Here is a 23,643-nt window from a genome sequence, read left to right on the forward strand (position 1 = left end):
GAGTTACCACAATATGCTAAGCAGGCCGCTTTCCAGAACGGGATTCTGAAGAGCGGCCTGCTTAGTTACGTAACTCAGGGGTTTACTGTACGCCTTCGAACTGACGCAGGAAGCGGGTATCGTTTTCGGTGAAGAGACGCAGGTCCTTGATCTGGTACTTGAGCATGGTGATGCGCTCAATACCCATGCCCCAGGCGTAGCCCGAGTACCGTTCCGGGTCGATGCCGGATTGCTCCAGCACGGCGGGGTCTACCATGCCGCAACCCCCGATTTCAACCCAGCCGGTGCCTTTGCAGATGTTGCAGCCCTTGCCTTTGCAGATCAGGCAGGTAATGTCAATTTCGGCAGAGGGCTCGGTGAAGGGAAAGAACGACGGACGAAACCGCACCTGCATATCGTTGCCGAACAGCTCCTGTACAAAGTAATACACCGTCTGTTTGAGGTCGGCGAAGCTCACGTTTTCATCCACGAACAGGGCTTCAACCTGATGAAACATCATGTGGGCGCGGGCCGAAATGGCTTCGTTGCGGTACACGCGGCCCGGCATAATGCTCCGGATGGGCGGCTGCTGCGACTTCATCACCCGCACCTGCACGGGGCTGGTGTGCGTGCGCAGCACCCACTCGGCCTCGCCCGGCTCCCGGCGCACGAAAAACGTGTCCTGCATGTCGCGGGCGGGGTGGTTTTCGGGGAAGTTGAGGGCGGTGAAGTTGTGCCAGTCGTCCTCGATTTCGGGTCCTTCGGCCACGTTAAACCCGATACGGGCCAGAATCCGCACAATTTCCTCGCGCACCAGGCTCAGCGGGTGACGGGTGCCCAGGGCCTGTGGCACGGTGGGCAGGGTGTAGTCGAAGGTGGGGTCGGCGGGGGCGTTGGCGCTGGCGGCCTCCAGTTCCTGCTGGCGCTCCTCGAAACGGGCCTGCGCCAGCTGCTTGAGCTGATTGAGCTCCTGCCCTACGGCGCGACGCTCTTCCTGCGGTACCGTTTTGAGCTGGTCGAAGAGGTCGGCCAGTTGGCCTTTGCGGCCGGTGTAGGCAATACGAAACTGGTCGAGCTGTTCGGCCGTGGTGAGGTCGTAGGCGGCAATTTCTGCCCGCACGCGGGCAATAGTATCCTGCATCATACCACAAAGGTAGGCCGATTACGGATTGTTGATAAATGATTACGCACGGCAGAGTATTTCGGGAGTGAAAAACACGGTTTCCGGCAGTTGTTGAGTGGTTTATATCCGCGGCAACGGGCCGTTAAGAAAATTGGTACGGTTGCTGCAATGGACGAGAACAGAAGCGGCATACAGCACTGTACGTGGGGCGCCACCCGTCAGTAATTCCCGGCAATCAGCCGGGTCGCCGCGGGCTCAGTATCCACTTTTCGACCTGCCTTCCGATGAAACGGTTTCTCTTCGCCGCAGCTGTTGCTGCCGCCTTCTTCAGTGCGCCCCAGGCTCAGGCCCAGACGATCAAAAAAGCCGCCCCTAAAAAAGCGGTAAACACCAGTGTAGCCCCTGCCAGCCGGCCTGCCGATGCTGACTGGGGTTGGGGTGATAATGCGCCCGCCGAGCCGGTTTCGGGCTGGGATGTACCCGGTGCCGAAACGCCGGTGGCTACTACCGCTGATACTGCTGTTGACCCCATGATGCAGTCCTCGGGGGTGCTGGTAGCGCCGGGCATGAGTTCCTCGCCCTACCGGGGCACCAGCACCGACTACAATGGCCGACCCGTGGCAAAAGCAAAATCCAAACGTCCGCGCTCCGTGGAAGTAGCCCAGGATGACCCCATGATGCAGTCGTCGGGCGTAATGCTGGCCCCCGGCATGAACACCGCACCTTACCGTACTGTGAGCACTGACTACAATGGCCGCCCGCTACGCAAACCAGCGGCCACTGCTACTGTAGCCGCCCAATCAGCGTCAGACAACACCACCGTAGCGTCTGGTTGGTAAGCGGCGTCAGTTGAAGAAATAAAATAACTGCCCGTCCGGTACAGCCGTGGCCGGGCAGTTGTCGTATGTAGCAGAAGCAAGGTCGTATGGTTGAACCACTTAGCGCATCTGCTCATGAAAACCCGTTTATTTATACTGGTGTTGCCCGCGCTGCTCTGGCTTGGTGCTGCGGATGCGGCCCGGCAAACCAAACCTGCGGCTCGCACCAAGGCTGCCTACCATAGTACCAGCAACCCGCGCACAAAGGCTCGTGCCGGAGCCTATGCGCGCCACGACCGGAGCAACCGCCGCGACGAGGAAAACCTGAGGCTGGCACCCGGTCTGCGGCTCAATATGCCCAGTCCTCCCACCACCGATTATATGGGCCGGCCGCTGAAGAAAAAACCTGCCAAAACTACCAGCGCCACTACCATGTCGGCGAGTGATGCGGCAAGTGCCGGTAAAACGGCGCGTCGGCCGTAAAAATGCAATAAAAAAGCCGGTGCCGACGTTACGCATTCTGGGCCTGTAACTAGCAGATTATGTTTGGGTTGCCTGATTCGACGGCGCAGGGGGAACTTACTGACTGTGGCTGCGTTTGGGCAAAAAGTATTGCGGGGGTTTTAGGCCCGCGCGGGGTGCCGTACCTTTGCGGTAAGAAGCTGCTTATTATTCTGTTCCAATGACTCGACAAATCCTCCCGCTGCTGCTCCTGGGTGGCGTACTGATAGCTGCTCCTGCGGCAGCACAGAAGAAAAAGGCCGATGATGGCTGGGGCTCATCGGACGGCTGGGGTGCCCCGGCTGCCAAGCCTGCAGCCAAAAAGGCCACTACCACTGCTACCAAAGCTGCAGCCCCCAAAACGGCCGTAGCTCCCACTACTGCGCCAACTGCTCCTGCCGCAGCCCCTGCCGCCGCTCCCGCTGGTGGTGAGTGGGGTGCCAGTGGCGCTGCCGCCGGCGGTGGTGCCGCCGCTGCATCTGCGCCAGTTGCGCAGGAACAGCCCATCGGAGCCAGTCTGGCTCCTGGTTTCACGGCCGCGCCTTCGCGCCGGGTAACCACTGACTACCGTGGCCGCCCGTTGGCACCGTACATCCGGCGCTCGGTGCGAGCTTCCGACCCAGTGCCGCCAACTCCGGCACCTGCTCCCATTGTGGCACCTGAGCCCGAGCCCGCCCCGGTGGCCGCTGAGCCGGTAGCCGCTCCGAAAGCCTCCGGTGCCGCCGGTGCTTCGGCTGGCACGAAGGCTGGCGGGGCTACGGCTACCAAAAAAGCAACGGCTGCTCCGGTAAAGAAAGCCGCGCCTAAGAAAACAGCCGATGATGGCTGGGGCAGCGGCGGCAGCGGCTGGTAAGTTTTCCTCCGCGCTTCTTGACGCTTAGTTATAAGAAAGCCCGTCCGGTATTCCGGACGGGCTTTTCTGTGTTTTATGTGGTCTTGCTGTTACGCTGGTTCCACTTCGGCGACTACAGATTCCGTTACGGGTTCCGCCCGATAATACAGGGTGCTGCAGTTGGTTGGGCGCAGAATATCCTGAGCTGCGGCCAGCACCTGCGCGGGCGTTACGGCCTGCACCTTAGCACTTTCCTGATTCACCAGGTTGGCGTCGCCGAGGAGTTTGCTGAAGGCCAGGTTCATGGCCCGGTTCAGCAGTTCAATCTCGCTGAACACGATGCTGACTTCAGCCTGATTCTTCACTTTCTCCAGTTCCTCCGCCGGAATTTCGGTGGTGCTGATGTCGGCCAATACGGCCTCAACGGCGGCATCGGCCTCTTCCAGCGTTACGCCCGCGTTCAGCTTGCCGCTGACCACCAGCAGACCCGGCTCGAACGACCCCATCACGGAAGCCGACAGCGAGTTGAACAACGGCCGCTCCTTCACCAACTGCTGGTAGAGGCGGCTCGATTTGCCCCGGCCTAGCACGTCCGACAGCAAATCGGCGGCATGGTAGGCGGCTTCGCCCCGGCCGGGCATGTGGTACACTTTGTAGAGGGCCGACATGGGTACGTCGGCTGTTACTTCGAGGCGGCGGGCTTCCTGCTGGCGGGGCTCCGGCGTGAGGTTCCGCTCGTAGCGGGTGCCACCGGGAATGGGGCCGAACCACTTCTCGGCCAGCCGTTGGGCTTCAGCTACGGTCACGTCGCCGGCCACTACCAGAATGGCGTTGGCGGGCGAGTAGTGCTTGCTGAAAAAGTCGCGCACCTGCTGCATAGTGGCGTCTTCAATATGCGCTACCTCCTTGCCGATGGTGGCCCACTGGTAGGGGTGGTGCTGGTAGGCCAAAGGGCGCAGCTTCAGCCACACGTCGCCGTAGGGCTGGTTCAGGTAGTTCTGCTTGAACTCCTCTACCACCACCTTGCGCTGCACTTCCAGCCCGTTCTCGGAGAAGGCCAGGTTCAGCATCCGATCCGATTCCAGCCAGAAACCCGTTTCCAGGTTGGCCGCCGGTAGGGTGAGGTAATAATTGGTGATGTCGGGGGAGGTGAAGGCATTGTTCTCGCCGCCCACCAGCTGCAGCGGCTCGTCGTAGCTCGGGATGTTCACGGAGCCCGAAAACATCAGGTGCTCGAACAGGTGGGCAAAGCCGGTGTGGGCCGGGTCTTCGTCGCGCGAGCCTACGTTATAAAGCACATTGAGCACCGCCATGGGCGTGCTGTGGTCTTCGTGCACAATGCAGCGCAGGCCATTGGCAAGTGTGAATTCTTCGAAGTGAATCATGCGGGGAAAATCGGGAAGGGAACGGCCGAACGGGTCGGCAAAGTACACAACCGGCCGCCTAAAACAGAAGTTTCCGGCCACCGGCAGCCGCTATACGCAGGCCCGGCTACAAGGTGGCCCGCACGCCCACCAGAAACGTGCGCGCCACCGGATACGCCCCAGCATCCAAGCCGGCCTGTTGGTTGTCGGAGCCGGCGGAGCTGACGTTGGGGTCGTAGCCCCAGTACTTGGAGAGCACCAGCAGGTTCAGGCCGCTGGTCCAGAGTTGCACGTTGCGAGCTTCCTTCTCCCATACCCGGTAGCTGACGGTGAGGGCCGATAGCCGCACGTGGTTGCCCGACTGCAGCGTATAGCTGCTGAATACCGGCAGATTGGTACCGGCCACCGGCACCTCGGTTGCGGTATTGGCGGGCGTCCAGCGGCTGAGTACCCGGCTGGACGAGTTGGTGAAGCCACCGGTGGCATCCAGCGCCTGCAAAGACGTGTTGTACACCTGGTACCCGAACATGCCATCGGCCTGCAGCTGGGCCTCAAACCGGCCCAGCGTGAGTTGCTGACTGAAGCTTAGTAGCTGCCGGGGCAGGCCGCTACCCAACGGCTGCTGATCCAGGAAATTAAACTGGCCGTCTCCATTTACATCCTGATAGCGCAGGTTGCCGGTGGCGTCGAGGCCCTGATTCCGAAGCCCGTAAAAGGTGCCTATCGGCTGTCCGTCGAGGGTGCGGTGGTAGGGAGAGGAGTAGAAGATGGTTGTATTCGACTCGTACCGGTTGCGGTTGAGTGCGGCGGCCAGCTGGCTGCTGCCTTGCAGCTTACCGGCCTGCCAGCTGCTCCGGGCGGTAAGCTCCAGGCCCCGGTTGCGCAGGTAAGTATCCTGGGTGGTGCCTGCGGCGGGCAGGGTGCTGCTGGGCACGTAAAAGGTGCTGGTGGTGCGGCGGGCATAGGCCTGCGCCGTGAGGGTAAGATGATTGTTGAACAAATCCGCCTCTACCCCCGCATCCAACTGCTGCGTCAGCTCGGGCAGAAATATGGGTAGCGTCTGGCCCACTCCCGCCCCAGTCGGGACGGGCAGTTGCAGGAAATTACGCCCCTGGTTGCCCGCTCCTGAGGTGCGGCCCCAGCCTACCCACGCATCCAGCCGGGCCGGAGCCGTGTTCCAGAAGTTTTCTTTGGCGGCATGCCACAGCACCTGGGCGCCGGGCAGCCAGCTCCATCGGTCCTGTGAGGTAAAGGTGCTCGACCCGTCGCGGCGCAGGGAGCCGCGCACCTGATACCGCTCATCAAACGTGTAGCCCGCCGTGAGCTGGTAGAAGTTCAGTTGGTATTGCTCCCGGCTGCCGTTGCCCCCCATGCCCCCCGCGCCTGGTGTGTAGGTAGCTTGCTCGGCGGTGGTGTTGCGGTCCTGGCGCTGGGCTTCCAGCGAGGCCGTGACGGCGTGCCGCTCGCCCCCGAAGCTGTGAGCGTAGCGCAGGGCCGGGTTCAGAAACAACTGACGATAGGTGAGCGTAAGGTTGCCGTTTTCGCCGGCCGGCATGGTGGCGAAAGCCGGCTGGTAGGAGCGGCTGCGCAGGGTAGCCTGTTCCAGACTGCCGCGTACATCCAGCGTCAGCCCAGGCGTCAATTCGTAGCGCACGCCCAGCTGAGCCAGTAGCCGCTGCTGCGCCGGGGCCTGGTAACTCTGCCGGGCCAGGTCGAGGGGGTTCACGTAGTAGCCGGGCCGGGGATTATCCGTCGTGGACTGCGTGGGCGGCGTGAGTAAGGCGTTTGGCAGCGCGTAATAGGCCGGAATCCGTTGCTCCGTTTGGGCGAAGCTGCCGGTGGCCTCCAGGTGCAGATGCTGGCTGAGTTGCTGGTTGAGGGCGGCGCGGGCGGCGTAGCGGCGCAGCCGTGAGGTCAGCACCACGCCCTGCTGGTTCAGGTAGTCGGCGGCCGCGTAGTAGCGGGTGGTGGCCGTGCCGCCTGAGAGGCCCAGGTGGTGTTCCTGCACGGCGGCCGTGCGCAGCAGCTCATCCTGCCAGTCGGTGCCTTTGCCGAAAGCAGCCAGCTGAGCTGGCGTGTAAGGGACCGGCTGGTTCCGGCGCTCCGCCACCTCGTTGCGCAAAGCGCCATACTCCTGCGCGTCCAGCAGCTCGTAGCGGTTCCGGGCCTGCTGCACTCCGCCGTAGCCGGTGTAGCGCAGGCGCGGCTTGCCGGTGTTGCCCCGCTTAGTGGTGATGCGGATGACCCCATTAAGGCCCTGGGAGCCGTACAGGGCGGTTTCGTAGGCCCCTTTCAGCACCTCTACGCTGGTAATATCCTCACTGGGGATGCTCATCAGTGGGTTGTTGTCCAGCTCCTGCACCTCAGCCGGTACCAGTGCGCCCAGCATATTGGTGGTGTTTACCCGGAACGTATTCTGAAACACCGGCACTCCATCCACCACGTACAGTGGCTGCGCGTTGCTGGCCAAACTGGCCGCCCCCCGGATCCGCACCGCCACCTGTGCCCCCGGGGCCCCCGAATACGGCGTGGCCTGCACCCCGGCTACCTGGCGGAGCTGCTCTTGGAGGGGGAGTAAGGGCGTGAAATAGTAAGGTTTAATAGGAACACCAGCAATTGAGCAGCTTAATATTCCTGACAGTATTGGGTAATTAATAGATGGCAGACTGTCCGGTTGTACCGCCACTCCCACCCGGTGCAGGATTAGGGTATCGGGCTGTTGGGCCAAGGCGGGGATAGATAGCGGCAGCAACAGGCCGAGGGAGTAGAGTCGAATCATGCGGATTAGGATAGGGGAGGGAATCGGGCCCCGAAGATAGATGCCGCGTGCCTGCCGATTCCACAAACCGGCGGCTATAATTTCCCATCCGGCCCAAACCCGTACTTTTGGCCCCACCCACCAAACTCAGCCACTTCCCGATGCACTTCGACCGCAAGGACTACTCGAACGACACCCTGCTCCACCTCTACCAGCACCTGCTCAAGCCGCGCATGATTGAGGAGAAAATGCTTATTCTGCTCCGCCAGGGCAAAGTGAGCAAGTGGTTTTCGGGCATCGGGCAGGAGGCTATTTCGGTGGGCAGCACCCTGGCTCTGGATGCCGACGAGTACATTCTGCCCCTGCACCGCAACCTGGGCGTGTTCACGGGCCGCAACGTGCCCCTCGACCGGCTGTTTGCACAGTGGCAGGGCAAAACCCACGGCTTCAGCAAGGGCCGGGATAGGTCGTTCCACTTCGGCACCAACGAGCACCACATCGTGGGCATGATTTCGCACCTGGGGCCGCAGCTGGCCGTGGCCGGCGGCATTGCCTTGGCCGATACGCTGGAGGACCGCCCCAAAGTAACTGTCACTTACAGCGGCGACGGCGGCGCTTCGGAGGGCGACTTTCACGAGGCCCTGAACGTGGCGGCCGTGTGGCAGCTGCCGGTCATCTTCATCATTGAAAACAACGGCTACGGCCTCAGCACGCCCAGCAACGAGCAGTTCCGCTTCCGCTACTTCGTGGACAAAGGCCCCGCCTACGGCATGGAAGCCGTGCAGGTAGATGGCAACAACGTGCTGGAAGTGTACGACACCGTGCGCCGCCTGGCCGAGGACCTGCGCCAGAACCCCCGCCCCGTGCTGCTGGAGGCCCTCACCTTCCGCATGCGCGGCCATGAGGAAGCCAGCGGCACCAAGTACGTGCCCCAGGAGCTGTTTGAGCAGTGGGCCCAGAAAGACCCGGTGGAGAACTACGAGAAGTGGCTCCTGCAGGAAGGGATTCTGGACGAAGAAGCCCGCATGCGCTTCCGCGAAACCATCAAGCGCGAAATCGAAGAAGGCCTGCGCCTGGCCGACGCCGAGCCCATGCCCACCGCCAGCCTGGAGCAGGAAGTCGGCGACATGTACCGCAGTTTTGTGCCTAGTGATGAGTGCTTAGTGCTTAGTCCGAACGACCTAAGCACCAAGCATCAGGCACTAAGCACTACCGACAAACGCTACGTCGATGCCATTTCCGACGGGCTGCGCCAGAGCATGGAGCGCTACCCCGACCTGGTTCTCATGGGTCAGGATATTGCCGAGTACGGCGGCGTGTTCAAGATTACCGATGGCTTCGTGGCGCAGTTCGGTAAGGGTCGGGTGCGCAACACGCCCCTCTGCGAATCGGCCATTGTAGGTGCGGGCCTGGGCCTGAGCATCAAGGGTAAGAAAGCCATGGTAGAAATGCAGTTTGCCGATTTCGTGACCTGCGGCTTCAACCAGATTGTGAACAACCTGGCCAAGAGCCACTACCGCTGGGGCCAGAACGCCGACGTGGTGGTGCGCATGCCCACCGGCGCCGGTACCGCCGCCGGCCCGTTCCACTCGCAAAGCAACGAGGCCTGGTTTACCCATACGCCCGGCCTGAAAGTGGTATTCCCCAGCAACCCCGTGGATGCCAAAGGCCTGCTCTGCGCCGCCTTTGAGGATCCCAACCCGGTGATGTACTTCGAGCATAAGCTGCTCTACCGCAGCATCTCCGCCCCCGTGCCCGATGCCTACTACACCACGCCCATCGGGAAAGCTGCGCTGGTGCGGGAAGGACAGGAAATGAGCATTATCACCTACGGCGCGGGCGTACACTGGGCGTTGGCCGCCGTGCAGGAGCTGGGCGTGGATGCTGATATTCTGGACCTGCGCACCCTGCTGCCCTGGGATGAGGACGCCGTGCGCCAAACGGTGGAGAAAAACGGCCGCGTGATTCTGCTGCACGAAGACACCCTCACCGGCGGCCTGGCCGGCGAAATCGGGGCCTGGATTGCCGAGCACTGCTTCCGCAGCCTCGATGCGCCCATTCTGCGCGTAGCCTCCCTGGATACGGCCGTGCCCTTTGCGCCCTCGCTGGAAAAGCAGTTCCTGCCCCAGCAGCGCCTGCGTGAAGCCATTGAAAAGTTGCGCAGCTACTAACGCAGCGCGCAGCTCCGCTCCGCGCACGAGCCAAAGGCGAGTATCCTGGTACTGCTCTATTCGCGCAACTCTACTTTCGCTTGTGCGCGAAGCGGAGTTGCGCGCTATCAGCTTACTGGCTTCTGTTCCGTAATTTGCCAGCTGTAACTGCTGCTCAGCCGAATTCCCATTACATGAAACTCTCCGGTCTTTTTCGCCACCTGCCTTTGCTGCTGGTAGCGGCCGTGCTGCTGCTGGCCATGCCGGCCTGCCATAGCTACCGGATTCCGAACCCTCAGGGCCCACCGCAGCCGAAAGTGAAAAAGGCCAAAAATTCCGACAACGAATCAGCCGACGGACGGGCGCTGGACGTAGAGAAGGAAGCCGTGAAAACGCAGAAAAACAGCTACGATAAGAACGGTTTGCTTAAGAAGCCCAAAATGGAGCGCCGCCGCCTCAAGCATAAAGTAGGACAGCGGAAAATCCTGGGGATTACGCTGCCGTTTTAAACTGTTTGGCCGTTATGCGGTCTGTTATCTGTTCTCCCGTCTCCCACCGTTTTACCCCGTATCTTCCTATGCGCTACCTGTTATTCAGTCTGCTGCTGGCGTTGGCCGCTACTCCCGCGTGGGCCCAGCTGGAAGCTACCAGTCCGGCCCAACAGCGGGCGGCCAACCGCAAGGCCCTGCGGGATGCTGAGAAATTCAATGCCAAGTACAAGGATTCGCACCTGACTGTGACTAAAGCCGAGCTGAAGCATCAGGGCGGCGGCAAGCAGGAAGTGCTGGCACCTCCACCCGGTCAGGCCAGTTACCGCTTCGACCGGGACGGCACGCCCCGCGTAAGCGAACCATCCCGCATCAATTTGCGTCTGCGGAAGAAGCGCGACGCCGCTGGCGCGCAATAAATTTCACCGAACTCCTCTCATATATGGCACCCTGGCAACCCCTCACCCAATCGGAGCAACTCAACGATATCGTCCGCGAATCGTTCGAGCAGCCGGTTATCATTTTCAAGCATAGTACCACCTGTTCCATCAGCGCCATGGCCAAAGGCAAGGTGGAGCGGCAGTGGGCTGATGCCGGCCTCGAAAACGCCAAAATCTATTACCTGGATTTGCTGCGCTTCCGGCCCATTTCTCAGGAAATAGCCCAGAAATTCAGCGTACACCACGAGTCGCCGCAGCTGTTGCTCATCCAGAACGGCGAATGCACCCTCGACTCCTCGCACATGGCTATTAAGCTCAGTGAGGTGAAGGAAGTTATCGGCGCGTAATTAGTTGTCGGTTGCTGGTTGTTAGTTGTCTGGCTGTTTTACTAAGCACTAACAACTGACAACCAGCAACTGACAACTAGCTAAGCACTATACTCAAACCGAACTTCCTGCCGGATTTCCGGGTTCAGGCTAAGCGCTACCGGGCAGGTTCGGGCGGCGTTTTCGAGGATAGTTCGCTCTTTCTCCGGGAGGGCAGCGGGCATCCGGAACGTCACATCAATCTGCCCGATGCGGCGCGGTTCCGCCAGCATGTGTTTGGTTACATCCCAGCTTACGCCCTGCAGATCTACGCCGTGTCGCTCCGCCACAATGCCCATAATGGTCATCATGCAGGAGCCCAGCGCGGCGCTAACCAGGTCGGTAGGAGAGAAGGCCTCACCCCGGCCGTGGTTGTCCACGGGGGCATCGGTGAGGATGGTATTGCCGGAGGCCACGTGGGTGGCTTCGGTGCGCAGATGGCCGGCGTAGCAGGCGGTGGCTGTACTCATAAACGTGTCGAAATTAGAACCAGGGTATGCGGGTAAATTTACGTACTTTCGATAGGGTTGGCGGCCGGAAGCTGCTGAGCCGGCGTTTTCTCCACTGCCTTTCTATTCCGTTTAAACCCGTGCGTACTTCGCTTGTTTTCGGCAGCAGCCTGCTATTGGCCACGGCGGGCATAGTTTCCCATGCCCAGGCTCAGCAAACCCAAACGCTGGCTTCCAGCACCGATGAGCCTTCCTACCGCAAGGAGTTTGTGTACGGAGTCAACTTCAACACGCGGGGTGGCCTGATAGGGGGCGCTACCGTGCGCTCTACCCGCCTGCTTAACCAGGACTGGGCCCGGTTCTGGAGCCTTGATCTGGTAGAAGTGAAGCATCCCAAGGAGCAGAAAATTCCGACTAACTACGGTGGGGTAATTGTGTACGGCAAAAGCAACTACCTGTTTGTGGTGCGTCCATCCGTAGGGGTACAGCGGGTAATTTTTCGCAAAGCTCCCGACTCCGGGGTGCAGGTGAACGGGCTGCTGAGTGCCGGCCCTTCCATTGGCCTGGTGATGCCGTATTACATCAGCTACGATTACTCCGACCGGACTTCCAACCCTAACGCGCCGGCCACCGATATCCGGAATGAGCAGTACGACCCCATGATCCATCGGAACCTGGGTGCCATTGTGGACCGCGCGCCGCTGTTTTCCGGGGTAGGTGAAACCAATATTCAGGTAGGAGCCCACATCCGGGGGGCACTCAGCTTCGAGTATGGCCGTTACCGCGACGCCGTAGCCGGCGTGGAGGTAGGAGCTATGGTGGAAGCCTATACCAAAGCGCCGCCCATTATTCGGGTAGCGGGTGTGTCAGACGAGTCGCTGAACGACCGGTTTATGCCTTCCGTGTACCTCACGGTGTACATAGGAACCCGTAACTAACTACATTCTTTCTTATAGAAAAGCAGGAACGCCTGAACAGACTTTTCGTCGTTCGGGCGTTCCTGCTTTCGAGTGTAGCAGGTAGGTTACCGGGGCATGAATACCCGTGGAAACCTCTGGCCGGTTGGAATTGTCTTACCAATAGAATTTTCCCCCACGCATTCCCCTTACCTTTGCAGCATGGATGAACTGTTGCTGACTCTGCCCATCATTCAGCCCGAAGCGGCGGCCCCAGCGGCCCCCGCCAAACCGCGCAAGCCTGATTGGCTGCGCGTGAAGCTGCCCGTGGGACCTGCCTACGCCAATGTCCGCCGCTTGGTGGATGAACATAAGCTGCATACCATTTGTGAAAGCGGCAACTGCCCCAACATGGGGGAGTGCTGGGGTGCTGGTACGGCTACCTTCATGATTCTGGGTAACGTGTGCACGCGCTCCTGCTCATTCTGCGCCGTGGCCACTGGCCGCCCCAATGAGTACGACCTGGATGAGCCCCGCCGTGTAGCCGAAGCCATTCAGCTGATGGGGGTGAAGCACGCGGTAATTACCAGCGTAAACCGCGACGAGCTAAAGGACCGGGGTGCCAGCGTGTGGTATGAAACTGTGGTGCAAACCAAGCAGCTCAGCCCCAGCACCACCATCGAAACCCTGATTCCGGACGTGAAAGCCAACTGGGCCGCGCTGGATACCATGATTGCCGGTGGCCAGGAAGTAGTATCGCACAACATGGAAACGGTGGGCAGCCTCTACCGCCTCGTGCGCCCTCAGGCCAAGTACGACCGGAGCCTGGAGCAGATCCGGCGGACCAAGGAAGCCGGCAAGCGCACCAAATCGGGTATTATGCTGGGTCTGGGTGAAACCAAGGAGGAGATGTACAAGGCCATGGATGACCTCGTAGCCAACGGCCTTGATATTCTGACCCTCGGCCAGTACCTGCAGCCTACCAAGCGCCACATCGAAGTAGCGGAGTTCATTCACCCCGACCTCTTCGCACATTACAAAGAAGAAGGCCTGCGCCGTGGCCTGAAGTACGTGGAAAGCGGCCCGCTGGTACGTTCCAGCTACCACGCCGAGCGTCACGTAAACGTGCCGATTTAATCGGTTGCCCATATCTGGGTTTCAACAAAAAGCCCGCTTCCATGGAAGCGGGCTTTTTGATTGTAGTATACTGGCCGCAAACTGCTGCAACTGCCCAATGCTTAGCGCCGGGCCTGCTCAGCGCCAGGAGGGTAGTTGCCCAAAATGCTGGTGACAATGCGCTGCACCTCAGCTTCTGAAATGGTTTGCTGATCTACCTGCGCCTGGCCTTGGCCACGCCATGCCAGCTCTTTACGCTGTACGTCCACGAAATCCAGGATTACCGTGCCGGCTTTGTAATCGACTACGCCTTGATTGAAGCCGCGGTTGTACCATCCGTAGCTGTAGTAAGGGTAGCCAAACGGGCCGTAGGGTGAGCCGGTGGCGCGCTGTTTATCCTCCACGCGGGCACTATAAGCTACATATAGGTCCGGATTCTTCTCAGAATACGTCAGCCCTTTTTGGGCTAGTTGCTGCTCTACGGCGGTTCGGATACGCTTGTCCAGAAACGATTCGTAGCCTTTAGCCGGGCCGCCCTCCGTATCAACAGTTTGTTTTGGGTACCATGCCCAGGTTTTGTAGGCGCGGAAATTCACAGAATGATCAAAATCGGCGGTTACCCCCACCCGGGAGGTAGTTGCGCAGCTGCTGGCACCCAGCAGCACACCCAGGGTCAGGAGTGAAACTGCCACCGGACGGGTCAGAAAACGAAAAATGCGGTTCATATAGGCAGAGTATCAGGGTGAAGAGGCCGCTCATTCATACGTAGTAGTATGTGAGCGGTGCTCCGATTATTTAAACACATCCACTTATACGCTCGTTCCCGCTTTCGAACAGCCGTACAGAATAAATCCTACCAGAATGTAATCCCGCAAATTCTTTTTGATCTTAAAATATCCCTATCTTTTGCAGAGAATAAAATTCCTGCGTTTTGTATATATGAAAAAAATTCTACTCGGTATTGGCAGCCTAGCCGTGTTGGCATCCTGTAGCGCTTCCAAGGACGAATCCCGTTCTAACCGCACCTCCACAACTCCCGTGGCCCACAATACAGTGGTAGAGTGTGTCCTCTATGATGGCATGACCAAAGAATCGCAGCAGCTCACAACAGTAAGCTCCGGCAATGAAGTGCAGGTAATGGATACCGTGGATGCTTACTTCCTGAAAGTGCGTGTAACGGCTGCCGGTAAAACTCAGAATGGCTACATGTATCGTACCTGCTTTGGCAAACGGTAGAGCGTAGTGCCTGGTGCTTAGTTGTTAGTGCTTAGTATCAGGTAGCGCGAAAACGTACCAAAAAAAGCCCCGCCGTAACCACGGCGGGGCTTTTTCATACATTCTAAGCTCTAGTACGACGGGCCTTTATCGGTGGGAACCAGCTGCTCCTCGGCGTCCACATACTGCTCGATGGGCGTGCAGGCGCAGATGAGGTTCCGGTCGCCGTAGGCCGAGTCGATGCGGGATACGGTGGGCCAGAACTTGTAGGCGCGGGCGTACTCAGTGGGATACACGGCCTGCTCGCGGGTGTAAGGGCGGGTCCACTCGTGCGTGAGAACCGTGGCGGCGGTGTGGGGCGCGTGCTTGAGCACGTTCTCCTTAGCGTCGGCACGGCCGGCTTCTACCTCGGCAATTTCCTTGCGGATGCTCACCATGGCCTCGATGAAGCGGTCCAACTCTTCCTTGCTCTCCGACTCGGTGGGCTCGATCATGAGCGTGCCGGCTACCGGGAACGACACGGTGGGGGCGTGGAAGCCGTAGTCCATCAGGCGCTTGGCAATGTCCTCTACTTCAATACCGGCTTTCTTGAAGTGGCGGCATTCCAGAATCATCTCGTGGGCGCAGCGGCCGTTGGAGCCGGTGTACAGCACGGGATAGTGCTCCTCCAGCTTTGCCTTGAGGTAGTTGGCATTCAGGATGGCAATGCGCGTGGCCTGGGTCAGCCCTTCGCCGCCCATCATGCTGATGTAGGCGTAGCTGATGGGCAGAATGCTGGCCGAGCCCCAGGGGGCCGCCGAAACTGCGCCGCTGGTGCGGCCATCGGCGTCCACCACCACGTGGCCGGGCAGGTAAGGAGCCAGGTCGGCTACTACACCGATGGGGCCTACGCCGGGTCCGCCGCCGCCGTGGGGGATGCAGAAGGTTTTGTGCAGGTTCAGGTGGCACACGTCGGCTCCGATGGTAGCGGGCGAGGTGAGGCCTACCTGGGCGTTCATGTTGGCACCGTCCATGTACACACGGCCGCCGTGGTTATGGATGGTCTGGCAGATGTCGATGATGGTTTCCTCGTACACACCGTGGGTGCTGGGGTAGGTTACCATCAGGCAGCTCAGCTTGTTAGCGTACTGCGCGGCTTTGGCCTTCAGGTCCTCCACGTCGATGTTGCCTTCCTCGGTGCTTTTCACCACTACTACCGTCATGCCGGCCATAACGGCCGAGGCGGGGTTGGTGCCGTGGGCCGAAGCCGGAATCAGGGCCACGTTGCGGTGCTGGTCGCCGCGGGCATCGTGGTAGCCTTTGATGGCCAGCAGGCCGGCGTACTCGCCCTGGGCACCCGAGTTGGGCTGCAGCGAAACGGCATCGAAGCCGGTTACCTCGCACAGCCAAGCTTCCAGGTTCTTGAAAATCTCGGCGTAGCCCTGGGCCTGCTCACGCGGGGCGAAGGGGTGCAGACCGCCAATTTCCGGCCAGGTCACCGGAATCATCTCGGCGGTGGCATTCAGCTTCATGGTGCACGAGCCCAGCGAAATCATGGAGTGAGCCAGGCTCAGGTCCTTGTTTTCGAGCTGCTTCATGTAGCGCAGCATCTCGTGCTCCGAGTGGTGCGAGTTGAAGATGGGGTGCGTGAGGTACTCGCTCTTGCGGATGAGGGCGTCGGGCCAGGTTACTTCTACCTCTTCGGGCTGGGCTACCTGGCGCACGTCGCGGCCCAGCACTTTGCTGAACACGGCCACGATGTCCTGCACGTCCTCGGCTTCGGTGTTCTGGTGCAGGCTGATGCCCACGCGGGCCGAGCCGTGCTCCTCAAAATAGCGGAAGTTGATGCCAGCAGCTTCGGCCTCCTTGCGGATGGCGTTCTGCAGTTCCTGGCTTTCCAGCTTGATATCGAGGGTGTCGAAGTAGAACTGGTTGCGCTGGTCGAGACCCAGGGCGTGCAACTCCATTTCCAGGGTGCGGGCCAGGGCGTGAATGTTGCTGGCAATCTGCTTGAGCCGATTCGGGCCGTGGTACACGGCGTACATGCCGGCCAGCACGCTCAGCAGTACCTGTGCGGTGCAGATGTTGCTGGTAGCTTTTTCGCGGCGGATGTGCTGCTCGCGGGTCTGCAGGGCCATGCGGTAGGCCTTATTGCCGGCCGCGTCAATGCTCTGACCGATGATACGGCCGGGAATCACGCGCTTGAAGGCGTCTTTGGTAGCCAGGAAACCGGCGTGCGGCCCGCCGTAGCCCATCGGCACGCCGAAACGCTGGGAGTTACCTACTACGGCATCGGCCCCCATTTCGCCGGGAGGCGTGAGTAGGGTCAGGGACAGCAAGTCGGCCGCCACGGTCACGAACAGGTTGTTGTCGTGGGCCTTGCTGATGAAGTCGGTGTAGTCGTACACGGCGCCGTCGGCGGCGGGGTATTGCAGCAGGGCCCCGAACAGGGTGTCGTCGGTGAGGTCGAAGGTGCGGTGGTCCCCGATAACTACCTCAATACCCAGGGGCTCGGCGCGGGTGCGCACCACGTCGATGGTCTGGGGCAGTACCTGCTCCGAGATGAAGTAGCGGTTGGCGTTTTTCTTCTTGCTGAGCGAATGGAACATGTGCAGCGTTTCGGCGGCGGCAGTTCCTTCATCGAGCAGGGAGGCGTTGGCAATTTCCAGGCCCGTGAGGTCAATTATCATCGTCTGATAATTGATCAGGGCTTCGAGGCGGCCCTGGGCAATTTCGGCCTGGTAGGGCGTGTAGGCCGTGTACCAGCCCGGATTTTCCAGGATGTTGCGCTGAATGACGGCCGGCAGCTGGGTGTCGTGGTAGCCCAGGCCGATGTAGTTCTTGAACAGCTTATTCTGGCTGGCAATGCCTTTGAACTTCGCCAAAAAAGCCCGCTCCGTGAGGGCAGCGGGCAGGTTCAGCGGCTTTTTCAGGCGGATGGCGGCCGGCACGGTTTCGTCGATGAGCTGGTCAATCGACTCCACGCCGATAACGCGCAGCATCTCGGCTACGGCAGCTTCGTCGGGGCCGTTGTGACGGTCCACAAACACATCGGCGGGCTTGGTCTTCAGCAACATAAAGAGAAGGGTGAGGGTGGCAATGCAAGCGGCCCCAACGGAGCCCCTACAAAGGTAGCGCGAAAAGGCTTCACCCTTAAACCGATAAGTGGGCAAATGTTTAGCCCGGCGGCTGCAAAGTGGGACTCAACAATTTTCCGCAGATTTAGCCCCCGAAACCCACCCGTTCCCACCGCATGCGCCCTGTTACCATTGGCCTGATCCGAGAAGGCAAAACTCCGCCCGATAAACGCGTTCCGCTCACCCCCAAAAAATGCACCGAGGCCGAAGCCCGTTTCCCCGGCCTGAAAATAGTAGCCCAGGAAAGCCCCATCCGCTGCTTCTCCGACCAGGAATACCGCAACCTGGGCTTGGAAGTGCGCCCCGGCGTGTCGGATTGTGACATTCTGATGGGGGTGAAGGAAGTGCCCGTGGCGCAGCTCATTCCCAACAAAACCTACCTGTTCTTCTCGCACACCGTGAAAAAACAGCCCGCCAACCGGGAACTGCTGCGGCAGGTGCTGGCCAAGAATATTACCCTGATTGACTACGAGCTGCTCACCAACGAAAACGGGGAGCGAATTGTAGCCTTCGGGCGCTGGGCCGGTATTGTGGGGGCCTACAACGGTTTGCTCACCTACGGCCGCAAGCATGGCCTCTACGAGCTGAAGCCGGCCTATGAGTGCGTGGATATGGAGGATATGCAGGAGGAGTTCTTCAAGGTAAAGCGCCTGCCCCCCATCAAAATTGCCGTAACCGGTACCGGCCGCGTGGGGCAGGGTGCGGTAGAAGTGCTGGACATGATGGGCATCCGGCGGGTGAGCGTGTACGATTACCTCTACCACGACTTCACCGAGCCCGTGTACTGCCAGCTGCGCAGCTCCGACTACAACCGCCGCCGCGACGGTCGGGTGTGGGATACGCCTGATTTTCACCGCAACCCCCACGAGTACGAAAGCACTTTTCAGAACTTTCTGCCCGTAACCAATCTGCTCATTGCCTGCGCCTACTGGCATCCGCAGGGCCCCCGGCTGTTCTCGGAGCACGACACCCGCCGCTCCCATTTTCGCCTCGATACCATTGCCGATGTGACCTGCGACGTGGACGGCTCCATCCCGACCACCAAGCGCAGCAGCACCATTCAGGAACCGGCCTTCGACTACAACCCCACCACCAGCGAGCTGGAACCCGCCTACTCCCGGCCCGATAACATCACCATCATGGCCGTGGACAACCTGCCCTGCGAGCTGCCGCGCAACGCCAGCCGGGACTTCGGCCGCCAGCTGATTGATAACGTACTGCCCCACCTGCTGCACGAGGGCGGCGACGCGGTGATTGAGCGAGCCACCATTGCCCGCAATGGCCAACTCACCGAGCGGTACCAATACCTGCAAGATTACGTGGCGTAGGCTTTTAGTTGTCAGCTGCTGAGTACGGCTGTACAGAAAATCCCCGGTGAAGTGACTCTTCATATTTCAGAAGACTCACTTCGCCGGGGATTCTTACTTTGGCAGGTGCTGTCTTTTTTTACTGACAACAAACAACTGACAACTAAATCCGACGCAGTACGGGGTATTTAGCCTGCACCAGCATGTAAAGACCGTAGGCCATCAGGCCCAAAGCCACGATGCCCAGCACGAGCGGACCCATGGAGGCCAGCAGGTCGAATGCCTCATCGGTACTGCCCACCGCGGCCGCGCGCGACTGACGGCCGGCCTGCACGAAGAAGTAGCCGATGATGGCCATCACCACGCCGCGAGCGGTGTAGCCGAGCTGACCCAGCCGGTAGACCGTATTCTGCTGACCGCCCGGAATATCGGAGCCATTCACATCCTTATGAAACTTGCCCGAATACGCCTTGTATACCTGATAAATGCCGCCCCCGATAATGGCCACGCCTACCAGCATAATCAGCCACTCGCCGCCGGGCCAGCCCAGTACGCGGGCCGTGAGGGTTTGCTGGGTATTGCCGCCTGCAGAAGCTGAACCATTCATGGCCAGCTTGGCAGCGTACCAGGCCAGACTGGCGTAGAGCAGGCCGCTGGCTGCGAAGCCAATGCGGCGCCCGACGCCTTTAGCGTCGCCACCCTTGCCTTCCGTGTCCACAATAGCCTGCGTGAAGCGCCACACGATGTAGCCCAGTAGCCCGAAGGCCACCAGACCCAGTAGCACCGTCCCGCCGGGCAAACTCTGCAGCGTGAGTACCGCCTGTTTTTTATCGGCAGTCTGACCACCCTGTTGGCCAGCGGCAGCTAGGAGGGCCAGTACGCCCATCAACAGATACACGGTGCCTTTGGCGGCAAACCCGAAACGGGCCAGCGTCCGGATGCCGGAAGACGGTGAAGTGGGCAGCGCAGCCTGCGCGGTGGATAAAACCGACATAGGGATGAGTTGAAAAGTGGGTGTGTAGCTCCTGCATACGCAAGTCCGCTATTAAAGTCGGGCACGGTGGCCCCCCAATAGCCCCGGTGGGTAGTATAGGCGGGCCCCTTGGCGTAGCAACTCCCGGTTCTCAGGCAGGTTCAGCGTAAGCAGCGGCTTGCCTCGAGCTACCGCGCTGTGTACCAACTGCTCCAGATTGCCACCTGGACGTACGTAAGGAAGAAAAATCCGGTCCGCAATATCCGCAATCAGCAGGTTCCGGATAAGGGCTGTTTCTTGGGTAACGGTGGTTACTTCCTGGTCGAAGGGAGTAACAAACAATAGCCGGCCCATCTGAATATCCCGCTCATATTCAAGTGAGATGGACGGCTGAATGCCCCGGCCCAGTACGTACACAATTGGTTGCTGCACATCACGGCGCAAAAACCGGAAAATGCTTTGCTCCAGCTGAGAATGAAACCCCGATAACACGCAGTACCCAAGCTGCCGCTGTTCCATGGCCCAGAGGTACGCTAGCCGCTCAATGCTGTGCGGATACTCCCGGGAGCAGAAAAACGCAGTTTTGGGTATCCGCAGCAGGGCGGTATTGCCTAAGGTGCGCAGTTCTTCCAGCGGGGTTTGCATAGCTATGCAATGTAGGTAAATACATAAATAATATTAAATAGTTACTATTATTTATGTTTGTATGAAAATAAAATGGCCCAATACCCTCAAGGTATTGGGCCATTATCAGGCAGTATTCCGGTAAACGGACAGTCGCCTAGAAGGTGCGGTGGAACCAGTTTTTGATGTCATCAATGGTTTCGCCGGTTTTCTGCTGCAGGCGGCCAAACCACTCGTCTTGCTGGCCTTCTTCGTAGCTCAGGTCATCGTCGGTGAGGTTGCCCCACTTCTGCTTAGCCTGACCTTTGATTTCGTTCCAGTTGCCCCGAGCGCGCAGCTCAGTCGAGTCGTTGATGCCGTTGTTATTAGCGTCCATGGTGGGTAGGGTTTTGGATGAGTTGGTAAGGCGTTTACGGTGGCATTAATCGGAAAGTTGCTGACCTTGTTGCGGTGCCCGGTGGGCAATCTGCGGCAAAGTATCCGGCCACCTTCAAACTGTGCAGGCCATTCAGTATCATTGGCTTTTAATGCTAGCATAGTGTATGCACCCGAATGGATGATTTAAGAACTACCCTTAGTACGTTTTCCGCCGATGACCGCAAGGACTTCCGGCAGTTTATCCAGCGGCAGCGCCGTAAGCAGAAGGGCCGCATGGATGTGCGCCTCTGCGACCTGCTGCTGCATCAGAAAGAATACTCCACCGACGAGCTGCTGGCCCGCCTGTATCCGGAGGAGCCTAACGCGGTGGCATACTACGCGCTGCGCAAGCGCCTCATGCGCCACCTCACCGATTTTCTGCTACTGCGCCAGCGCCAGCAGGACCCCACGGCGGCTTCCTCGGTGCGGGGGCTGCTCACCCTGGCGCAGTATCTGTTTGAGGTGGGCGTGGGCCGCCTGGCCTGGAACATGCTGCGCAAGGCCGAAAAGCTGGCCCAGCAAAACGAGCAATACGAGCTGCTGAACACGGTATATAACCTGCAGATTGCCCAAGCCGGCAGCAAGCATGCCGATGCGCTGCCGGACATTATTCGCCGGCGAAACCTCAACAAAAAAGCCGCCGACGAAGAGGAGCGCGCCAACATTGCCGACAGCCTCATCCGGCAGCGGCTGCGCGAGGCCCGCGTGAAGGGCCGCGCCGGCGAGTCGTTTGATGGGATTTTGCAGGAAGTGCTGCGCGAGTACGATTTGCAGGAAGCCTTTGCCCGGCGGCCGGCCCTGTTGTACCGGCTTATGTCGCTGGCCCGGGCGGCCATGCTGGTGCGCCGCGACTACCTCACGTTTGCCCCCTTCGTGATGCGCTGCTACCACCTCATGGAAAAGCGCCACGGCTTCCAGCCCGCCCACCGCGAGGCGCAACTGGGGCTGTTGTACATGATTGCTCACGCCCTGTACCGCACCCGCCGCTTTCAGGAATCGGTGCAGTACCTGGAGCGGCTGCAGGTGCTGCTGGACGAAGGAACCCGGCTGCGCGGGGCGGCATTCCGCCTGCGCTATACCTTTCTGCTGGCCGCCAACTACGCCTTCCTGCGCCGCAATGCCGACAGCATCCGGCTGCTGGAAGAGGTGCTCAAAACCACTCTGCCGCCCCGGGAGCTGCTCACGGCCCGGCTGGGGCTGGGCTTTCATTACTTTGCCGAAGGTCAGTTTCAGAAGGCCAACCAGGTACTGCTGGCCATTGGCCGCACCGACCATTGGTGCGAGCAGGAAATGGGTGTGGAGTGGGTGCTCAACCGTAACATGGGCGAGATGCTGATTCAGCTGGAGCTCGGCAACCATGACCTGGCCCAGAACCGCCTGCGGGCCATTGAGCGCCTCATCAAGGAGCGGTTCGGGAATGATGGGGGCGGCTACGCGGCGGTGCTGGGCTACCTGCAGCTGGTGCGCGACATTATTGAGGACCCGCAGGTGGTGAAGTCAGCGGAGTTTGCGGCCCGGGCCACCCGGCTGCCGGCCTTCGTGCCTTTGGAGCAGGAGGATCTGCAGGCCCTGAGTTTCTACAGCTGGCTCTACGCCCGCGTGCAGGGCCGCCCTTACTATACGGTGCTGCTGGAACTGGCCGGGGCCACCGAACAGCCCCCCGCGAAAGTAACGGCCTGAAAAAAGCCCGAACCAGTGCTGGTTCGGGCTTATACTTGGTAGCCATAGCCGGCCAATGGCCGGTAGCTACTTAGTTTTTCAGCTCAGCTTTAGCGTCGCCGGCGGCTTTCTCGGTAGCAGCCGCAGCGTTGGCGGCAGCTTCTTTGGTTTCAGCAGCCGCTTTGTCGGTGGCAGCTTCGGTTTTGGCAGCTGCTTTGTCAGCGGTGTTTTCGATGGCCTGACCAGCATTTTCAGCAGCAGCTTCGGTCGTGTTGGCAGCGTTGTTGGCTTCGGCGGCAGCGGCGTCGCCGGCGTTTTCAGCAGCGGCCTCGGTGTTGGCAGCAGCGGCGTCGGCATTTTCTTTGCCCTCCTGGGTGCAGGAAGCAGCGGAGAACGTAACAGCGGCGGCAACGAACAGGGATTTGAAGATGGCTTTCATGGAAATTCAGCGAATAGAAGTGAGGTATGATCCGACGCCTCCGCGTCGTTCAGAGGTTAATAAGGCGAGCAGGCAGAAGGTAACCCGCGCCGGATTCCGGAATTTTGTGCGGGCCCGGCTACGGAACTTCCGCCCTGGTTGCGCGTATGGCTTCTGCCGCTACTTTTCGTTTGTTTTCCCCTCCCGCATGCTCAAATCTGCCAGTCTGCTGCTGCTGTTTCTTCTGATTAGCTACTACTCCTCGGCCCAGGCCAATGATGGGTTTCAGCGCCGCGACGGAAACATGTATGTGGTGCGCAACGGCGAAATCAAGCCCATGCCCCACGATGTGCATCTGCCCAACGGCCGCTTAGTTACCCGCGACGGATTTATTGTGCAGCGAGACGGCAGCCGCACCGAGCTGCGCGACGGGCAGGGGTGCACTGTTCTGGGCGAAGCTACTACCATCAGTCGGGCCGGTAACGGCCGTCTGCAGCTGGCTGGTCCGGTTTCGGCGGCCCCAGCCGGTAGCCAGGTCGTGATAGTGCCGGCCCAGAGCTGGCAGGGCTGGCTGCGCGGCCGGGGGAAGGGGCACGGCAAACACAAGGGCCGCAAAAAACACTGAGGCCGGTAGG

The 23,643-nt window shown here is 60.1% G+C and carries 23 protein-coding genes; 13 read left to right on the forward strand and 10 right to left on the reverse strand.

Annotated features, from left to right (window positions below; translation table 11 throughout):
• Nucleotides 1–82 precede the first annotated feature (82 nt).
• Entirely contained in the window at nt 83–1,120 is a 1,038-nt protein-coding gene (gene pheS / locus EI291_RS00765; RefSeq protein ID WP_125418219.1) for a phenylalanine--tRNA ligase subunit alpha, read from the reverse strand.
• Nucleotides 1,121–1,386: 266 nt separating this feature from the next.
• On the opposite strand from pheS, the gene EI291_RS00770 reads away from it, so the two are divergent.
• The 3 genes from EI291_RS00770 to EI291_RS00780 all read left to right on the forward strand — a co-directional run bounded on the left by EI291_RS00770 (nt 1,387) and on the right by EI291_RS00780 (nt 3,274).
• Nucleotides 1,387–1,941 (forward strand): hypothetical protein, encoded by a 555-nt coding sequence (locus EI291_RS00770; RefSeq protein WP_125417360.1) that lies wholly within the window; start codon nt 1,387–1,389, stop codon nt 1,939–1,941.
• A gap of 114 nt (nt 1,942–2,055) precedes the next feature.
• Nucleotides 2,056–2,403: a hypothetical protein gene (locus tag EI291_RS00775; RefSeq protein ID WP_125417361.1), complete on the forward strand. Its 348-nt coding sequence runs from the start codon at nt 2,056–2,058 to the stop codon at nt 2,401–2,403.
• A gap of 199 nt (nt 2,404–2,602) precedes the next feature.
• Complete coding sequence (locus EI291_RS00780) at nt 2,603–3,274, forward strand: hypothetical protein (protein ID WP_125417362.1); 672 nt, start codon at nt 2,603–2,605, stop codon at nt 3,272–3,274.
• 89 nt (nt 3,275–3,363) lie between these two features.
• Here EI291_RS00780 and EI291_RS00785 read toward each other — a convergent pair whose 3' ends face one another.
• Both EI291_RS00785 and EI291_RS00790 read right to left on the reverse strand, forming a co-directional pair.
• Nucleotides 3,364–4,638, reverse strand: a complete 1,275-nt coding sequence (locus tag EI291_RS00785) for a M16 family metallopeptidase (protein WP_125417363.1) — start codon at nt 4,636–4,638, stop codon at nt 3,364–3,366.
• Between the two features lie 106 nt (nt 4,639–4,744).
• Nucleotides 4,745–7,396, reverse strand: coding sequence for a SusC/RagA family TonB-linked outer membrane protein (locus EI291_RS00790; protein ID WP_125417364.1), 2,652 nt, complete (start codon nt 7,394–7,396; stop codon nt 4,745–4,747).
• Nucleotides 7,397–7,536: 140 nt separating this feature from the next.
• Here EI291_RS00790 and EI291_RS00795 point away from each other — a divergent pair, with 140 nt between their 5' ends.
• From EI291_RS00795 to ytxJ, 4 genes are all read left to right on the forward strand, one after another.
• Nucleotides 7,537–9,546 (forward strand): alpha-ketoacid dehydrogenase subunit alpha/beta, encoded by a 2,010-nt coding sequence (locus tag EI291_RS00795; protein ID WP_125418221.1) that lies wholly within the window; start codon nt 7,537–7,539, stop codon nt 9,544–9,546.
• Between the two features lie 173 nt (nt 9,547–9,719).
• The gene (locus EI291_RS00800) at nt 9,720–10,034 is read left to right on the forward strand and encodes a hypothetical protein (protein ID WP_125417365.1); all 315 of its coding nucleotides are present in this window, start codon (nt 9,720–9,722) and stop codon (nt 10,032–10,034) included.
• A gap of 68 nt (nt 10,035–10,102) precedes the next feature.
• Nucleotides 10,103–10,432: a hypothetical protein gene (locus EI291_RS00805; protein ID WP_125417366.1), complete on the forward strand. Its 330-nt coding sequence runs from the start codon at nt 10,103–10,105 to the stop codon at nt 10,430–10,432.
• Between the two features lie 23 nt (nt 10,433–10,455).
• Entirely contained in the window at nt 10,456–10,800 is a 345-nt protein-coding gene (gene ytxJ / locus EI291_RS00810; RefSeq protein ID WP_125417367.1) for a bacillithiol system redox-active protein YtxJ, read from the forward strand.
• Between the two features lie 80 nt (nt 10,801–10,880).
• Here the strand turns inward: ytxJ and EI291_RS00815 are convergent, their stop codons facing one another.
• Nucleotides 10,881–11,288 carry an OsmC family protein gene (locus tag EI291_RS00815; RefSeq protein WP_125417368.1) on the reverse strand — a complete coding sequence of 136 codons (408 nt, stop codon included), beginning with the start codon at nt 11,286–11,288 and terminating at the stop codon, nt 10,881–10,883.
• 119 nt (nt 11,289–11,407) lie between these two features.
• Here EI291_RS00815 and EI291_RS00820 point away from each other — a divergent pair, with 119 nt between their 5' ends.
• Entirely contained in the window at nt 11,408–12,205 is a 798-nt protein-coding gene (locus EI291_RS00820) for a hypothetical protein (protein WP_125417369.1), read from the forward strand.
• A gap of 192 nt (nt 12,206–12,397) precedes the next feature.
• Nucleotides 12,398–13,300 carry a lipoyl synthase gene (gene lipA, locus EI291_RS00825; protein ID WP_394343370.1) on the forward strand — a complete coding sequence of 301 codons (903 nt, stop codon included), beginning with the start codon at nt 12,398–12,400 and terminating at the stop codon, nt 13,298–13,300.
• A gap of 101 nt (nt 13,301–13,401) precedes the next feature.
• On the opposite strand, the gene EI291_RS00830 is transcribed toward lipA, so the two are convergent.
• A complete protein-coding gene (locus EI291_RS00830; RefSeq protein WP_125417370.1) occupies nt 13,402–14,004 on the reverse strand; it encodes a DUF4136 domain-containing protein in 603 nt (200 codons plus the stop codon).
• Between the two features lie 214 nt (nt 14,005–14,218).
• Here EI291_RS00830 and EI291_RS00835 point away from each other — a divergent pair, with 214 nt between their 5' ends.
• A complete protein-coding gene (locus EI291_RS00835) occupies nt 14,219–14,515 on the forward strand; it encodes a lipoprotein (protein WP_125417371.1) in 297 nt (98 codons plus the stop codon).
• A 110-nt stretch (nt 14,516–14,625) separates the two neighbouring features.
• On the opposite strand, the gene gcvP is transcribed toward EI291_RS00835, so the two are convergent.
• The gene (gene gcvP, locus EI291_RS00840; RefSeq protein ID WP_125417372.1) at nt 14,626–17,550 is read right to left on the reverse strand and encodes an aminomethyl-transferring glycine dehydrogenase; all 2,925 of its coding nucleotides are present in this window, start codon (nt 17,548–17,550) and stop codon (nt 14,626–14,628) included.
• 176 nt (nt 17,551–17,726) lie between these two features.
• On the opposite strand from gcvP, the gene EI291_RS00845 reads away from it, so the two are divergent.
• On the forward strand, nt 17,727–18,938 hold the full coding sequence (locus EI291_RS00845) for an NAD(P)-dependent oxidoreductase (RefSeq protein WP_125417373.1): 1,212 nt from the start codon (nt 17,727–17,729) through the stop codon (nt 18,936–18,938).
• 142 nt (nt 18,939–19,080) lie between these two features.
• On the opposite strand, the gene EI291_RS00850 is transcribed toward EI291_RS00845, so the two are convergent.
• The 3 genes from EI291_RS00850 to EI291_RS00860 all read right to left on the reverse strand — a co-directional run bounded on the left by EI291_RS00850 (nt 19,081) and on the right by EI291_RS00860 (nt 20,890).
• Nucleotides 19,081–19,911: a DUF1206 domain-containing protein gene (locus tag EI291_RS00850; protein ID WP_125417374.1), complete on the reverse strand. Its 831-nt coding sequence runs from the start codon at nt 19,909–19,911 to the stop codon at nt 19,081–19,083.
• A gap of 51 nt (nt 19,912–19,962) precedes the next feature.
• Nucleotides 19,963–20,535 (reverse strand): DNA-binding protein, encoded by a 573-nt coding sequence (locus EI291_RS00855; RefSeq protein WP_125417375.1) that lies wholly within the window; start codon nt 20,533–20,535, stop codon nt 19,963–19,965.
• Between the two features lie 136 nt (nt 20,536–20,671).
• On the reverse strand, nt 20,672–20,890 hold the full coding sequence (locus EI291_RS00860; RefSeq protein ID WP_125417376.1) for a CsbD family protein: 219 nt from the start codon (nt 20,888–20,890) through the stop codon (nt 20,672–20,674).
• A gap of 176 nt (nt 20,891–21,066) precedes the next feature.
• Here EI291_RS00860 and EI291_RS00865 point away from each other — a divergent pair, with 176 nt between their 5' ends.
• Nucleotides 21,067–22,611, forward strand: coding sequence for a hypothetical protein (locus EI291_RS00865; RefSeq protein ID WP_125417377.1), 1,545 nt, complete (start codon nt 21,067–21,069; stop codon nt 22,609–22,611).
• A gap of 70 nt (nt 22,612–22,681) precedes the next feature.
• Here EI291_RS00865 and EI291_RS00870 read toward each other — a convergent pair whose 3' ends face one another.
• Nucleotides 22,682–23,029 (reverse strand): hypothetical protein, encoded by a 348-nt coding sequence (locus EI291_RS00870; RefSeq protein WP_125417378.1) that lies wholly within the window; start codon nt 23,027–23,029, stop codon nt 22,682–22,684.
• Between the two features lie 187 nt (nt 23,030–23,216).
• Between EI291_RS00870 and EI291_RS00875 the strand changes: the two genes are divergently transcribed.
• Nucleotides 23,217–23,633 carry a DUF6799 domain-containing protein gene (locus EI291_RS00875; RefSeq protein ID WP_125417379.1) on the forward strand — a complete coding sequence of 139 codons (417 nt, stop codon included), beginning with the start codon at nt 23,217–23,219 and terminating at the stop codon, nt 23,631–23,633.
• Nucleotides 23,634–23,643 lie beyond the last annotated feature (10 nt).

The sequence above is a fragment of the Hymenobacter rigui genome (assembly GCF_003944715.1).
Lineage (GTDB): Bacteria > Bacteroidota > Bacteroidia > Cytophagales > Hymenobacteraceae > Hymenobacter > Hymenobacter rigui.